This window comes from Nonomuraea jabiensis, from assembly GCF_014204795.1.
Classification (GTDB): domain Bacteria; phylum Actinomycetota; class Actinomycetes; order Streptosporangiales; family Streptosporangiaceae; genus Nonomuraea; species Nonomuraea jabiensis.
In genome coordinates, this window is sequence record NZ_JACHMB010000001.1 from 2,128,039 (window position 1) to 2,142,914 (window position 14,876).

Annotated in this window: 15 protein-coding genes; 4 read left to right on the plus strand and 11 right to left on the minus strand. The window is 70.3% G+C overall.

Translation table 11 applies throughout. The features are described from left to right. Window positions 1-20 precede the first annotated feature (20 nt). Genes HD596_RS09070 through HD596_RS09080 form a run of 4 tightly spaced genes read left to right on the plus strand, consistent with a single transcriptional unit; the run spans window position 21 to window position 4,362 of the window. Window positions 21-1,262: an ABC transporter substrate-binding protein gene (locus tag HD596_RS09070; protein WP_185068831.1), complete on the plus strand. Its 1,242-nt coding sequence runs from the start codon at window positions 21-23 to the stop codon at window positions 1,260-1,262. A gap of 13 nt (window positions 1,263-1,275) precedes the next feature. Further along, window positions 1,276-2,214, plus strand: a complete 939-nt coding sequence (locus tag HD596_RS09075; protein ID WP_221519244.1) for a carbohydrate ABC transporter permease — start codon at window positions 1,276-1,278, stop codon at window positions 2,212-2,214. After that, window positions 2,207-3,070: a carbohydrate ABC transporter permease gene (locus HD596_RS60300; RefSeq protein ID WP_221519245.1), complete on the plus strand. Its 864-nt coding sequence runs from the start codon at window positions 2,207-2,209 to the stop codon at window positions 3,068-3,070. Before HD596_RS09075 ends, HD596_RS60300 begins: the two co-directional genes overlap by 8 nt. A gap of 23 nt (window positions 3,071-3,093) precedes the next feature. Then, on the plus strand, window positions 3,094-4,362 hold the full coding sequence (locus HD596_RS09080; RefSeq protein WP_313043347.1) for an alpha-L-fucosidase: 1,269 nt from the start codon (window positions 3,094-3,096) through the stop codon (window positions 4,360-4,362). Here HD596_RS09080 and HD596_RS09085 read toward each other — a convergent pair. From HD596_RS09085 to HD596_RS09135, 11 genes are all read right to left on the minus strand, one after another. Further along, on the minus strand, window positions 4,352-4,783 hold the full coding sequence (locus HD596_RS09085; RefSeq protein ID WP_185068833.1) for a DoxX family protein: 432 nt from the start codon (window positions 4,781-4,783) through the stop codon (window positions 4,352-4,354). The genes HD596_RS09080 and HD596_RS09085 overlap by 11 nt on opposite strands. A 276-nt stretch (window positions 4,784-5,059) precedes the next feature. Continuing rightward, complete coding sequence (locus HD596_RS09090) at window positions 5,060-6,310, minus strand: serine hydrolase domain-containing protein (protein WP_185068834.1); 1,251 nt, start codon at window positions 6,308-6,310, stop codon at window positions 5,060-5,062. 307 nt (window positions 6,311-6,617) lie between these two features. After that, window positions 6,618-7,025, minus strand: coding sequence for a cellulose binding domain-containing protein (locus tag HD596_RS09095; RefSeq protein WP_185068835.1), 408 nt, complete (start codon window positions 7,023-7,025; stop codon window positions 6,618-6,620). 163 nt (window positions 7,026-7,188) lie between these two features. Further along, window positions 7,189-7,602: a hypothetical protein gene (locus HD596_RS09100; RefSeq protein WP_185068836.1), complete on the minus strand. Its 414-nt coding sequence runs from the start codon at window positions 7,600-7,602 to the stop codon at window positions 7,189-7,191. A 292-nt stretch (window positions 7,603-7,894) separates the two neighbouring features. Next, entirely contained in the window at window positions 7,895-8,419 is a 525-nt protein-coding gene (locus HD596_RS09105) for a hypothetical protein (RefSeq protein ID WP_185068837.1), read from the minus strand. Between the two features lie 90 nt (window positions 8,420-8,509). Continuing rightward, window positions 8,510-9,196 carry a response regulator gene (locus tag HD596_RS09110; protein WP_185068838.1) on the minus strand — a complete coding sequence of 229 codons (687 nt, stop codon included), beginning with the start codon at window positions 9,194-9,196 and terminating at the stop codon, window positions 8,510-8,512. Further along, window positions 9,193-10,374 (minus strand): sensor histidine kinase, encoded by a 1,182-nt coding sequence (locus tag HD596_RS09115; protein ID WP_313043356.1) that lies wholly within the window; start codon window positions 10,372-10,374, stop codon window positions 9,193-9,195. The genes HD596_RS09110 and HD596_RS09115 overlap by 4 nt, the downstream gene beginning before the upstream one ends. A gap of 9 nt (window positions 10,375-10,383) precedes the next feature. After that, window positions 10,384-11,223, minus strand: a complete 840-nt coding sequence (locus tag HD596_RS09120) for a CPBP family intramembrane glutamic endopeptidase (protein WP_185068839.1) — start codon at window positions 11,221-11,223, stop codon at window positions 10,384-10,386. A gap of 174 nt (window positions 11,224-11,397) precedes the next feature. Beyond that, a complete protein-coding gene (locus HD596_RS09125; RefSeq protein ID WP_185068840.1) occupies window positions 11,398-12,318 on the minus strand; it encodes a hypothetical protein in 921 nt (306 codons plus the stop codon). Then, window positions 12,315-12,848, minus strand: a complete 534-nt coding sequence (locus HD596_RS09130) for an RNA polymerase sigma factor (protein WP_185068841.1) — start codon at window positions 12,846-12,848, stop codon at window positions 12,315-12,317. The genes HD596_RS09125 and HD596_RS09130 overlap by 4 nt, the downstream gene beginning before the upstream one ends. A gap of 85 nt (window positions 12,849-12,933) precedes the next feature. Continuing rightward, the gene (locus HD596_RS09135; RefSeq protein ID WP_185068842.1) at window positions 12,934-14,709 is read right to left on the minus strand and encodes a DJ-1/PfpI family protein; all 1,776 of its coding nucleotides are present in this window, start codon (window positions 14,707-14,709) and stop codon (window positions 12,934-12,936) included. Between the last annotated feature and the right edge of the window lie 167 nt (window positions 14,710-14,876).

The following is a 14,876-nucleotide window of genomic DNA, read 5'->3' on the forward strand; positions in this document are numbered from 1 at the left end:
TGCATGGCGGTCGACGATCATTGGCAGTCGTCGTAGCGGTGGTCATCGCGGGGGGATTCACCGCCGGTTGCGGGGACAACGGCGGTCAGCAGTCATCAGGCGGCAGCAAGGCGACCAACGGAGCGGTGACGCTCACCTGGTCGATGTGGGCCTCCGGCACGGAGGACCGCGACGCCTGGCAGAAGGTGGCCGACGAGGTCACCAAGAAATACCCGAACATCAAGATCACGCTGGAGACCTCTCCGTTCAACGACTACTTCACCAAGCTCGGCACCCGCCTGGCCGGCGGCAGCGCGCCGTGCATCGTCTCCATGCAGAGCCTGCGCACCGGCGGCTACGTCAACGGGATGCTCCCGCTGGACGAGCTGATCAAGAAGAACAGCCTGGACACAGGCGACTTCGACGCCTCGATCATGGCCGGGCTGGCCTCCGGCGGCAAGCAGTACGCCCTGCCGTACGACGTCGGCTCGCTGATCGTCACCTACAACAAGAACCTGTTCAAGGCGGCCGGGGTGCCGGCGCCGAAGGTCGGATGGAGCATGGCCGACTTCGAGGCGACGGCCAAGAAGCTGACCACCGGCGGCAAGTACGGCTTCGTGGCCTACCCCATCGACCTGCCGATGTTCTCGATGATCCTGTCGCAGACCGGCGCGGAGCCGGTGGACGCGGCCGGCAAGCTCACCCTCACCTCCGAGCCGATGAAGACCGGCTTCCAGTGGTACGCGGACCTGGTCGCCAAGGCCGGGGTCGCGCCCAAGCTGCCCGGCGTGGACAACAACTTCCCCGACACCCAGTTCCTCAACGGCAACGTGGCGATGCAGGTGAACGGCCCCTGGGCCGTCCTGTCGCTCAAGCAGCAGGCCAAGTTCGACGTGGGCCTGGCCACCATCCCCGCCGGTCCCGGCGGGTCCAAGACCTACTCGGCCGGCTCCGGCTTCGGCATCTCCCAGTCGTGCCCGTACCCGGACGAGGCGTTCAAGGCGATCAGCGTGATGACCAGCGCCGACGTGCTGGGCCAGCTCGCCACCATCGGGCGCGCCTACCCGGCGCGCAAGTCCGTCCAGAACAAGTGGTACGAGAACGCCTTCGAGGGCGCCAAGGAGGTCCTCGACGCCGCCAACGCCTCGGCGACGCCGTTCCGGGCGACCGCCGGCTGGGACCAGGTGTCCAAGCTGCTGGCCCAGTACGGCGTGCCGGTCTTCAACGGGCAGGGCACGGCGACGAGCGTCCTCGACCAGGTGCAACAGCAGGCACCGGCGTAGGGAAGGGAATCACGTGCCGGGCTCCACCATCGACGCCATGCCCCGGCGGGCGGCGCCGGCCCGCGGACAGCGTGCCCGCCGCCTGCGCGGCGACGGAAGAGTCGCCGCCCTGTTCGCCGCGCCCAGCCTGATCGGATTGACGCTGTTCACGCTCTTTCCGATCGTGATGTCCCTGGTGATCGCCTTCTTCCGGTGGCCCGCGGTGGGCGAGCAGGTCTTCACCGGGCTGGGGAACTTCACGCAGCTGTTCGGCGATCCGGTGTTCCGGCGGACGCTGTTCAACACGCTGCTGTTCGTGGTGCTCTACCTGCCGCTCAACCTCATCGTGTCGGTGGGGCTGGCGGTGTGGATCTCGCCGCGCATCAAGGGCCGCCAGGCGCTGCGGGTCGTGTTCTTCCTGCCCGTGGTCACGCCCATGGTGGCCAACGCGATCGTCTGGCGGATGATCTACCAGCCCAACGGCTTCATCGACGGCACGCTGCACGCCGCCACCGGCGTGCACGCGCCGAACTTCCTCGGCGAGCAGGGCTGGGCCATGTTCGCCGTCGTCGCGATGAGCGTGTGGCAGGGGTTCGGGTACAACATGCTGGTCTTCTCGGCCGCCCTGGACGCCATCCCGCGGCAGCTCGTGGAGGCGGCGCAGATCGACGGGGCGGGGCCGTGGCGGCTGTTCTTCCGCATCACGCTGCCGATGATCTCCCCGGCGATGTTCTTCGCCACGACCATGACGCTCATCACGTCGTTCCAGGTCTTCACCCAGCCGTTCCTGATGACCGGCGGCGGGCCCGGCATCGACACCGAGACCCTCATGATGTTCGTCTACAACCAGGGCTTCTCCGTCTACCAGTTCGGACTGGCGTCCGCCGCGGCCTGGATCCTGTTCGTGCTGATCCTGGGCGTGACCGCGATGCAGTTCGCCGGCCAGCGCAGATGGGTCACCTACGATGTCTGAGCACGTGCACGCCGCCCCGGTCTCCCCATGGGCGCGCAGGGTCCGGCTGGTCGTCTCGCATGCCGCGCTCTACCTGGTGGCCGCCGCCTTCGTCTCACCGCTGGTCTACATGGTGGCCACGTCGCTGAAGCGCGCCGACGAGGTGTTCGGGTCGCCGCCGAGCCTGTTCGGATCGGTGATCCGGTGGGAGAACTACAGCGAGGCGTTCGAGTTCCTGCCGTTCGCGCGGTTCATCGTCAACGGGCTCGCCGTCGCCGTCTGCGGCACCGTCGTGGTGCTGGTGGCGTCGAGCATGTCGGCGTACGCCTTCTCGCGGCTGCGCTGGCGCGGTCGCGACGGCGTCTTCCTGGTCTTCCTGGCCACCCTGATGATCCCCCAGGAAGTGCTGGTCGTGCCGATGTTCATGCTGATGCGCTGGTTCGGGTGGGTGGACTCGTTCCAGGCGCTGATCTTCCCCTGGGCGTTCACCGCCTTCGGGACGTTCATGCTGCGCCAGTTCTTCCTGACCATCCCCGAGGAGCTCGCCGAGAGCGCCCGCCTCGACGGCGCCGGAGCGGTGCGCGTCTTCACCAGCATCATGCTGCCGCTGATCAGGCCCGCGCTGGCGGTGCTGGCGGTCTTCACGTTCATCAACTACTGGAACAGCTTCCTGTGGCCGCTGATCATCATCAACTCGGTGGACGAGAAGGCCACGGTCCCGCTGGGTCTGCAGCTGTTCTTCGGGCAGCAGGGCACCCAGTGGAACCTCATCATGGCCGCGGCCGTGATCTCCATGGCGCCGACCACGGCGCTGCTCATCATCCTGCAGAAACATCTCGTACGCGGGATCGCCACCAGCGGTCTCGGCGGACGCTGAATCATACGAAGAAGAGGGACATCGTGCAGCACCACGCCTGGTTCGCCGAATCCCGGTTCGGCATGTTCGTGCACTGGGGTCTGTACTCTCTGGCGGCCCGGCACGAGTGGGTGAAGAACCGCGAGCGCCTGACCGACGAGGACTACCAGCGCTACTTCGACCACTTCGATCCCGACCTGTACGACCCGGCGCAATGGGCGCGGCTGGCCAAGGAGGCCGGCATGCGCTACATCGTCCTCACGACCAAGCACCACGACGGCTTCTGCCTGTGGGACTCGGCGCAGACCGACTACAAGGCGACGCGCACCCCCTGGGGCAAGGACCTGATCGCGCCGTTCGTGGAGGCCGTCCGCGCCGAAGGGCTGAAGGTCGGGTTCTACCACTCGCTGATCGACTGGCACCATCCCGAGTTCCCGGTCGACTCGTTCCACCCCCAGCGCGACGACGAGGCGTACAAGGCGGCCGCCGCCGGCCGTGACGTCTCCAAGTACGCCGACTACCTGCACGCCCAGGTGCGCGAGCTGCTCACCGGTTACGGCAGGATCGACTACCTGTTCTTCGACTTCTCCTACCGGGGCAGGCCGGGGACCTGGAGCGGCAAGGGCGCCGACGACTGGCGCTCGGAGGAGCTGCTCGCGATGGTCAGGGAGCTCCAGCCGGAGGTCATCGTCAACGACCGGCTCGACATCCCCGGCGACTTCGTCACCCCCGAGCAGTACCAGCCCGCCGGGCCGATGGTCGTCGACGGCCGCGAGGTGCCGTGGGAGGCGTGCCAGACGCTCAACGGCAGCTGGGGGTACGACCGGGACAACCTCGACTACAAGTCTCCGGACCTGCTCGTACGGATGCTGGTCGACAGCGTCGCCAAGGGCGGCAACCTGCTGCTCAACGTGGGCCCGGACGGGCGCGGCCAGATCGATCCCCGCGCGCGGGGGACGCTCGCCGACATCGGCGCCTGGATGCGGGTCAACTCCCGCTCGATCTACGGCTGCGGGCCCAGCGGCTTCGCGGCGCCTCCCGACTGCCGCTACACCCAGCGCGGCGACCGGCTCTACCTGCACCTGTTCGCCTGGCCGTTCGGCCACCTGCACCTGCCGGGGCTGGCCGGGCGGGTGAAGTACGCCCAGTTCCTGCACGACGCGTCGGAGATCCGCACCCGGGTCATCGACCCCGGCCAGCAGGCCGGCCTCACCACGATGGGCGCCGTGGCACCGGACGTCCTGACCCTCGACCTGCCCGTACAGCGTCCCGACGTCGCCGTGCCCGTCGTCGAGCTGTTCCTTACCGAGTGACCTCAGCCCCGTCGTGGGCGAGCTGCCGCGAAGGCGTCAGCAGGGTGGACAGCGCCCAGCGGCCGGGTCCGAGGACGGCGACGAGCAGGAAGCCCCAGCAGAAGAGGACGGCCTTCTCGCCGCCGTTCTCGATCGGGAACAACGCCTGGGGCTGGTGGACGACGAAGTAGGCATAGGCCATGGTGCCCGAGCAGAGGACGGCGGCGGCGCGGGCACCCAGGCCGAGCAGGACGAGGATGCCGCCGACCAGTTCGATGGCCGCGGCCCACCAGCCGGGCCACTGTCCGAAGCTCGGCGCCGGGCCCTGTGGCCCGCCCAGCACGTTGAAGAGCGTCGCCGCGCCGTGGCAGGCGAACAGCAGTCCCAGCACGAACCGGTAGAGGGCCAGAAAGAGCCCCTGATTCTTGTCCAACAGATCCACGGCAAACGGCCTTTCCCGCTGTTGAAAAATATGGGAGCGCTCCCAAACAGATTCTTCAAGTCACGCTCATATGTCAATGTCGCATCACTTGTAGGATCGGTCCAAAACGCGCTGTACACGCATAACCTGCCCGGACATCGAGGGTATAAAGTTTCGCATTCGTGAAATTTTCATCAGTGCCCGACGAGAAAATTGACACGAATGACTGAAGCACGGTAAATCTCGACATACGAAAGCCGCCCGGATCCTGCTCCGGGCGGCCCTCTCAGGAATCGGCTACCGCTTGGCGCACAGCGCGGTGTCCATGGCCTCGATCACGTGCTGGTGGGCCTCCTCGCCGGGAGGCAGCGCCGTGACGGCGACGGTGGCGGCGCGGCCGTCCTCGGTCACCCCGTTGCGGGTCTCGTAGCCGTCGATGTCACCGCCGTGGCCCCAGATGACGCCGCCGCAGCTCAGCGGCATCTTCATCAGGCCCAGCCCGTACTCCCAGCCGGCCGGGAAGCCGGGCGCCTTCATCGTGTGCTTCATCGCCGCCAGCTGCTCCGGCTCGAGCAGCTTGCCGCCCATCAGGGCGGTCATGAAGCGGTTGAGGTCGCTCGGGGTGCCGATCAGCTGGCCGGCCGCCCATCCCCACGACGGGTCCAGGTTCGTGATGTCCTTCAGCTTGCCGCCGGGCTTCTCCGAGCCGTACCCCTGCGGGTGACGCCCGCGGATCGTCCTGTCCCCCTTGCCCGGCCAGTACGTGTCACGCAGCCCGATCGGCTCGATGATGCGATCGGTGATCACCTCGGCCACCGGACGACCGGTGACCTTCTCGATCAGCAGGCCCGCCAGCACGTAGTTGGTGTTGCTGTACTCCCAGCTCGTGCCCGGCGCGAACGACGCCTTGTGCGCGAACGCCATCTCCAGGAGGTCCTGAGGCGAGCGGTAGACATTGCGGCTCTTGAAGATGCTCGGCATCCAGCGGGTGTAGTTCGGCAGGCCGCTGGTGTGCTGCAGCAGCTGCCGCACCGTGATCCTCCTGCCGTCGATGCCCTTGCCGCGCACCACCTTCGGCAGGTACGTCTCGATCGGCTCGTCCAGATCGACCTTGCCCTCGCCGACCAGCTGCAGCACCGCCACCGCGGTGAACATCTTGGTGTTGCTCGCGATCCGCACCCGGCCGTCGACCGGGACCTCCTCCTTGGTCGTCAGGTCCGCGACCCCGGCGGTGTAGTGGCGGGTCCGGCCCCTGCCGTCCCGCACCGCGGCCAGCGCCGCCGGGAACCTGTCCTTCTCCACCAGCCCGTCCAGCTTGCGCTGCAGGGCGTCGGGCCGGTGGTTGCGCTTGAGCTCGTCCCGTACCTCGGCCAGTTCGGCGGACAGGCTCTCGTCGGGGCTCTGCCGCACGACGTTCGCGGCGCGGCCGGGCCCGGTGGCCGCGGCGGCCGGCGTCCCCGCCACGACCAGCCCCGACAACGCCGCCAGCGCCGCCGCGAGAACCCGCACGCGCCGGGAGGACTTCGACTCGGAAGAGGTAGGCGACATGGGAAACGCTCCTGATTTCTGGGTGGGGGTCGTCCGCTTCGGACATCACCCAGCATGTCGGCGAACGGCATCCCTGATCGATCCCGTGCGCTGGAGCGTCCGGGTACAGCCAGCTGTACCGGGGGCAGGACGGGCAGGTCCCGTCCAGGGCGCTGATCACCCCGTCGATGACGTCATTGCGCGTCTCGTCGAGTGAGCTCGCCAGGAGCGTGTACCCGACGGTGCCGGGCGTCGGGTCCTACGCCCGCACGCTGGAGCACGACCTGACCTGCGGCCTGCCCTGACAGCCGCGTCGAGGTGCCCGCATTCAGGACACGGTGCAGGGGACGCCGTTGAGCGTGAAGCCGGTGGGCTGGTCGTTCGAGCCGCTCGCGTTGAAGCCGACCCCGAAGCTCGTACCGGGGTCGATGCTCTTGTGGAAGCTCGGGCCGGTGGCCTGGACGCTCGGCGGGGTCGCGGACCAGGTGGCGTTCCAGCCGGTGGTGAAGGTCTGGGCCCCGGGGAAGACGAACTGCAGGATCCAGGGGCTGAACGTACGCGTACCGGTGTTGCTGATGGTCACGTCGGCCGTGAACCCGGTGCCCCACCCGGTGCTGGCGTAGGTCACCGCGCAGGCGTAGCCGGGGGGCGCGTCCGCCTGGGCCGTTCCGGCGGGCAGGGCGGCCAGGAGGAGCCCGGCGATGAGGATCCCTGACGAGCGCCGCAGAAAACGCATCGATCCCCCTTGTGTCATGGAACGACATTCCGAGGTGATCGTCAGCCGTGCGGCACCTGTTGTCAAACATTTGTCGGCCCGGTGGCTGAAAGTTTCACCGGCGGGCGTTTGTGACGCATTTCCGGCGCCGATCATCGCCCGCCGGAAACAGCCGGTCGCAGGTTCAGCACGTGTCGATGTAGCGCTGTTTCTGGATGTTCTCGCGGACGCGGTCGCGGGCGGTCCGGGCCGCGCTCGAGTCGTTGGACATGGCGGTCACGGTGAAGTGGACCCTCGCGAACTGGTTCGGGTGGTAACTGGTCTGCGCGGGCGCGTAGGACACCTCCACCAGGGTGCTGTCGTCGCTGCCCAGAACGGCGTTGGGCGGGGTGGCGACGGTCTTGTAGCCGTTGCGGCTGAGCGCGCTCTGGGCGAACGAGCGGGTGTCCTTGTAACACATGGTCTTGACGAACCAGCCCGAGTGCCAGGAGAGCGCGGCCCGGGTCGTGGCGGCTTCGGTGGCGGCGCCGGTGACGGTCGCGACGACCGTGGCGGCCAGTACCAGCCCCAGGCGGGCCTTCCGCTGGATGTCCATCATCGTTTCGTCCTTTCGGTGTCCCGTACGGACTGAGGGGTGACAATTCATGGGATCCGGGAAGGGCGCGGACGAGCCTCTGCGGCGCCTACTCCTTCATTACGCACGCGGGCACCTAAAGCCGAAAAGACGGAAAGGGTAAAGGCACGCCCCGCCGGCCGGCACGCCCGGGACGGGGGCCGACCGCAGGGCTCCGTTCGGGGAGTCATGGCGGCGCTCGCCGCGGAGGTGCGCGGTGGTCGCGGCGAGGTCGAGGGAGAGGGCCGCTGATGACGGCCGGGGACGGTGTCAGCGCTCACCTGGAGGTGAGGCGCAGGACGGCGTGGTCGGCGGAGGCGTAGGGCAGCTCCAGCCGCAGGTTGTTGATGCGGGCGGACCTGCCGGGAGCCAGGGACAGCTTGCCCTCGTCGCGGCAGCGCCCGTTGACGCAGCTGCTGGAGATGCTGACGTTCGCCCCCTCGGCCCGCAGCCCGCCGGTGAAGCCCAGGAGCGCGATCGTGACCTCGTCCGGGTCGAGCGCGCTGATGGTGAGCCGCTGCACGCCGAACCGCTTGTCGATCCGGAGCCGGTCGCCTGCCCGGACCTCGACCTCGCAGTCGGCGTCCCTGCAGGAGGCCAGGCTGCTCCCGTCGGCCGGGCGATGCCCGGTGGACGAGGGCCGGACGGAGACGGTCGGCATGGGTGACAGCGGGTCCGCCGCGGACGGCAGCGGGTCCGTCGCCACCGACTGAGGCGTCGACGGCGCGGTACGCGAGTCGGCGCAGGCGGCGGCGAGCACGGCCAGCAGAGCGGCGGCGGTGAACCGGACGAGGGTCGGCATTGGGCTCCTCCAGGCGGACACTCCTCACGTTGTGCCCGCCCGAACTACGAAAATAACCCTGCGTAATCGCCCGACCTCGGAGCCCGCAGCTCAGTCCGTGCCGGACACCAGCCCGACCCGGTAGGCGAGGACGACGGCCTGCACGCGGTCGCGCAGCTCCAGTTTGGCCAGGATCCGCGACACGTAGGTCTTCACGGTCTCGGCGGTGATGAACAGCTTTTCGGCGATCTCCGCGTTCGACAGGCCGCCCGCGATCTGTTCGAGGACCTCGAGCTCGCGGCGGGTCAGCGCGCGCACGATCTCGTCCCTGGCCGGACGGGACGTGTCGGAGGGACGGAGCCGTTCGGCGAAGTGGCCGATGAGCGTGCGGGTGACGGCGGGCGCCAGGAGGGAGTCGCCGCGGGCGATGGTCCGCACGCCGTTGACCAGCTCCGCCGGTGGGGCGTCCTTCAGCAGGAAACCGGCGGCGCCGGCCTTGAGCGCTTCGTAGACGTACTCGTCGACGTTGAAGGTGGTGACGACCAGCACTTTCGCCGGGGTCTCGGTGCCGGGGCCGGACAGTAGCCGGGTGGCCTCGATGCCGTCCACGATGGGCATCCGGATGTCCATCACGATGACGTCCGGGCGCAGCCGCCGGGCCGCCTCGACGGCCGCGCGGCCGTCCGCGGCCTCCCCGACGACCTCCATGTCCGGCTGGGCGGAGAAGATGGTGATGTAGCCGGCGCGTACCAGTGCCTGGTCCTCGCAGATGAGCACCCGGATCGGCGTGTCGGTCATGGAGTGCTCCTGTACGGGATGAGGGCCCGGACGCCGAACCCGCCGCCCGGGCGGGGGCCGGCCGCCAGTTCGCCGTCGAGCATGCGTACGCGTTCGCGCAGCCCGTCCAGACCTCGCCCGCCCGACGGCACGGCGGGCGCGGCGTCGGCGGGCCCGTCGGTGATCACCTCGATCTCCAGGTGATCGTCGTGGTGGTGGACCGTGACCGCGGTGAGCTGCCCTGTCGCGTATTTGATCGCGTTGGTGAGCGCCTCCTGCACGACCCGGTAGGCGGCCAGCTCCACGTCCACGGGCTGCGGCCGCTGTTCGCCGCGCTCGGCCAGCTCGACGGGCTGGCCTGCCAGCCGGGCCTGTTCGACCAGGTCGCCGACCTTGCCCAGGGTGGGCGCGCGGCCCGCGACCGCCGAATCGCCGGTGGCCTCCAGCACGCCGAGCAGGTACCGCAGCTCCGTCAGCGCCCGCCGGCCGGTGTCGCTGATGGCGGCGAGCCCGGCCCCGGCGCGCTCCGGCGCGCTGCCGACCAGGAACTGCGCCGCGTCGGCCTGGACGACCATGGCGGTCACATGGTGGGTGACCACGTCATGCAGCTCGCGGGCGATCCGCGCCCGTTCGGCGGCCGCGGCCACCTCCGCGCCCAGGCGCCGTCGCTCGGCCTCGTCAGCCCGCCACCGGCGCATCCCGGCCCCAGCCATCCAGATCACCGCCAACGTCAGGTAGAACGCCACGAACTCCGGGACTCCGTTGGGCGACCCCAGGCTGTGCAGCACGACGGCCAGCAGGACATAGCCCGCGGTCGACACCGCGACGAGGCCGCGGCGGAAGCGGGCCTGATAGGCGCCGGCGGCGTACAGGGCCAGGTAGAGCCCGACGCCGGCGAACGTCTGCGGACAGCTCAGCGCCTGATGGAGGGCGAAGGCGGCGCCGATGATCGCGAGACAGGCCGCCGGCCATCGGCTGCGTACCACCAGCGGCGCGGACTGGGCCGCGGCCAGCGCCACGGCCAGCGCGTCCGGCGGGCGCTTGGGCAGGTCGCCGAGCTGCACCCCGATGGCGGACATCGTCGGTACGGACGCCAGCAGCATGAGCGCCGCCGCGAGCGCGGCGTCCTTCACGGACAGGGGGCGGGCTCGCCACCAGTCTGACCAGATGCGGGCGGAACGGGCGGCGTTCGCGAACACCGGGCAAGCCTAACGACCCCCACGGCGCGCGGGGAGCAGTCCACCGCGCCGGTGCGCCCTGACGAGCATCGGCACGGCGAGCAGCAGGCTCAGCAGGACGGGCACGATCGACGCCTCCAGCCCGAACTCGCCCCCGGTCAGCACCGCCGGCCCCGAGACCTCGGCGGTCAGCAGACCGGGCGACACGTGGCCGGAGACCGGGATGCCCAGCAGGTTCTCGGTGGCGTTCCAGGCGAAGTGGAGTCCGGCGACGAACCAGATGCTGCGCCGCCAGAGGTAGGCGGCCCCGAGCAGGACGCCGGCCTCGATGGCGATCGCCAGCGAGCTCCACACGGTGGCTCCCGGGTTGCCCAGGTGCATGCCGCCGAACAGCAACGCGGTGACCGCCAGCGCCACCCGGCTGCCCCACAGCGCCTCCAGGGCCTGCAACGCCAGGCCCCGGAACATCAGCTCCTCGGTGACCGCCGCGCCGACCGCCGTGGCGGCCGCCGCGAGCACGACCGGCAGGAGGTTCCCGGACGACCAGGAGAACGAATAGCCGCCGGCCGCCGCGATCAGGAGCGCGGAGCCGAGCACGAACCCCAGGCCGATCCCGGCGCCGGACAGCGCCTCCCTTCCGGCCCCGGCTCTGGCGATCTCCGGGGTGGGCCGCCCCGCGACGAAGCGCATGACCGCCCGGTAGACGACCACCGCGGCGACCGCGCCCACCACGGCGAGCACCGGCGCTCCGCCCCCGGTGAGCGCCGACACCACGCTGAGGCCGAGCAGCCCGACCAGCATCCAGGTGAGGGGGAAGCGGGCGATCCTGCGCATCCGGCCGTCGCCGGGGATTGCGGCTGGCGTGCTCATGGTGACCTCCGTTGACGTCGGCCGCGCGTTCGGCGGCCCGGCGACGACGCTACGAGGGCGGCGGTGTCCGGCGAATCACCAATGAGCGGACGATTCAGGTAGCTCTCACGGGGGATGGCCCGACCCGAGCGCCGCCCATGACGCAGATTCCGGTCTGAACCGATATCACCGTGGCTACTCGTCCACGATCTTCGTGTCGCCGTAGACGGGGTTCTTCGGCAGCCGCTCCTTGGTCACCATCAGGCGCACGACGCCGGCCTCCTCCGACTGGACCTCCCAGACCATCCAGTCGTCACCGACCTCGGCCGACTGCCGCTTCGACTCCACACCGTAGCCGCCGTTGTCCGGCGCGGGGGTGATGATCTGGAAGACCGCCTTGAGGCCGCGCCGGCGGACCTCGGCCATGACCTCGCCCACGGTCTTCCCGTCGGCGCGGTAGCCCTCCAGCATCTCGCCCTTCTTCATGGCCGAGCGCCAGTTCTGGTACTTCTCCCCCGGCCGCGCCGCCCGCCCCAGCTGGACCGAGGCCCAGCCGGTCCAGCCGCGGGCCACCTCGACGGTCATCGCGCAGCCCTCGCTGCCGAGCCTGCAGCCCTCGGGCGTCGTGCCGTTGGCGATGGACTGGCCGTTGGGGGCCAGCCGGCCGCTCAGGCGCATGCCCGTGAGCTGACCCACCTGGGTCGGGGGCACCGGCACGACCTCCAGGTTCACGTTCAGGCCCACGGCCTTGAAGCCCTCGGTGTACCTGGCGTGGTCGGCGAGCGGGTCCTTGATGGTGGCCACGTACGTGTCGCCGCGCAGCTCGATGTCGATGGCGGAGTTGGCGTAGGAGGAGGCGGGGCCGCGCGGGCCGAGGACGGCGGGGGCGATCACGGCGGCCGCGGCGAGCCCGGCGACGGCCACGCCGCCCACGGCCAGGCGGGCACGCCACCGGGAGCTCCGGCGGCGGGCGCGCCCGGCGATGGGCTCGACGGCGGGCTCGACGGCGGGCTCCTCGGAGGTGATCGAGGCGAGGAGCGCCCGCGCCCCCGCGCCGGACGCCTGGCCCGTCAGGTCCTCGTCGCGGACCCTGGCGAGGTGCTGCAACTCGTTCACGCGGACTCCATGATCAGATGGTTGACGGTCACACCTGCCGCGGCCAGCGCCTTGGAGAGGCGCTTGCGCGCCCGGTGGAGGCGGATGCGGACGGCGTTGCGGGAGCAGCCGAGGACTGTGGCGATCTCGGCGCGCTCCAGGCCCTCCCAGGCCACCAGCGCGATCAGCTCCCGGTCGTCCTCGGGCAGCGCGTCGAACGCCCGCGCTATCGCGCTCAGTTCGAGGCTGGTCTCGGGCGCGTGGGCGTACAGGTCGGCGAGATCGGTGTCGAGCTCCACGCTTCTGTGCCGGTGCCTGGCCTGGCCCCGGCGGTGGTTGGCCAGCACGTTCCTGGCCACTCCGTACAGCCAGAGCCTGGCCTCGCCGCCCGCCGGCAGCGCGTCCATGCGGCGCCAGGCGATCGCGAACGTCTCGGCGACCACGTCCGCCGCGTCCTCCGGCGAGTCGCAGCGGCGCGTGGCGTAGCCGAGTATGTGCTCGTACGTCTGCTGGTAAACGGCCTCGAACCGGGTCTTCCGGTCGTCATCCACAGGCGGTCCCCATGGTCGGCCTCCTCGGGTCTCAGGGCAGGACACCCCGTACATGTCGGAGGCACCATGAGCATTTCAGGTGTTTTCACCCGAGCGTGGCCGGCTCCGTCATGACCGGCGGTCCCAGTCGCCGGGCGCGGATCCGCCGGAACACCAGACTGGTCGCGACGGCGGCGGCGCCACCCAGCAGGGCGAGCAGCACGGGGACGAGGGTGGCGGACCACGGCCAGGCGCTGCCGGTCAGCTTGACGTCGAGCACCGGGTACTCCAGCGTCTTGGCGGCGAACCGGGCGGTCTGCACGTCGTAGGTGCGGGCGAGGTCGCGCAGCACCGGGTCGAACGCGAACTCCGGATTGACGTGGAGGTACTCGGGCCGCGGCCCGCCGGTGGCCGCCGGGTGGCGGCGCGCCGCGTCCAGCCCCGGCACGAGGAGGCGGTCCAGGCCGGCCGCCGCGACCGTCGAACGCGGGACGAACGTCAGGCCGTGCCTGGAGTGGATCGGGCCGTCGCCGACCGCGACGGTGCGCCCGACCATGGAGTACTCGGTGTAGGAGACGAACGCGGAGGCGAGCTCCAGCTCCCCGACGCCCTCCGTGAGCTGGACGCCGATGGTCGACGGCCCGGTCTGGTAGGAGGCGTTGAGGGCGACGACCACGTCCGACGGCTCCAGAACCGACTCGGGGATCCGCGCGGGGGTGCCGGGCACGTAGTGGCGCCAGTGGACCCGCTGCGCCGCCGCACGAGCCGTCTCGGGGTCGAGCAGCCGCTCGATGATCCGCAGGCCGCCTTCTATTCCGGACAGCACGCCGGCGGCGGTGATCACGTTTCCGTCGTCGACGTACCGCGTGCCCCTCGTCCACCTGACATTGGGGAAGTCCTTCCGCAGCCCGGACAGCCGCAGCCAGTGGGAGGTGGCGGGCCTGCCGTCCAGCAGCCCGCTCGCGGCGAGCGTACGGGCCCCGACGCAGACGCTGACGGTCAGCGCGCCGGCGGCCGACTGCTGCCGCAGCCAGGCGCTGATCGAGGCGGACTCGGCCGGGTCGGGTGGCTGCAGGGCGGGGATCACCACGGCGTCGAGGCGGTCGCCCCGCTCGCTCATCAGCCGCGTCAGCTCGTCGAACGTGAGGTCCGGCACGATGTCCAGGCCGCCGGTCAGGGGCACGAGCCGGGGCCCCGCCGAGACGACGTAGGTGTTCACCCGGCCGGTGCCGGCCAGCACCTCGTACGGCCCGAGCAGGTCGGCCGCGTTGGTGCCCTTGCCGCCGACCAGGAAGGCCACCGTGGGCTTGGCCGGGTCATGGGTCCTGGCCACCGGCCGGGCCGAGACCGCGTCCGCGCGCGCCCGGTACTGGTCGCCGAACTTGCCGATGGTGTTCACCGCGGAGACCGAAGCGGGGATCAGCAGCACGGCCAGCACCACGGCCGCCCTCCTGACCCACGTCCACGGGACGCGCAGGCGGTGGTGACGGTGGAGGTACTCCTCGCGCCGCCACAGCATGGCCACGGCCATGAGGACGAACATCAGCGTGTGCCCGATCGACATCACCAGGTGGCCCGGCAGCGCCCCGAACCAGTACGGGACGAGCAGCACGAGGAACGGCGCGAACATGGCCAGGCTCATCTCTCCGATGGCGGCCCAGCCGTGGCGGCGCACCCGCATCCAGACCGCCATGCCGACGGTCATGTCGGCGGCCATGATCAACGTGCTGACGTCGAACCGGGTGTCCCCCGGCAGGACCGCGCTCCACACCAGGCCGAGCAGCAGCATCCCGAGGATCATGGCGATGACCATCTCGAGGTAGTGCCAGATGAAGCGCCCGGCCAGGCGCGCTCTTCCCGTGTGTGGCCCGTGAACAGTCATTGCCGGATTCCTGAACGTCGTTGATGGGGGTGTGCCGCCCTGGCTGACCGGTGCCAGTTCAGCCCGGCGGCCGGAGGCCGGGCAAGCGGTGACCGGCCGGCTCGTCCGAATAGCCGGGCATCGTGTCGCTTTTGCCTGGCGTGCCCGCCGCATCGATACCGTTCTTC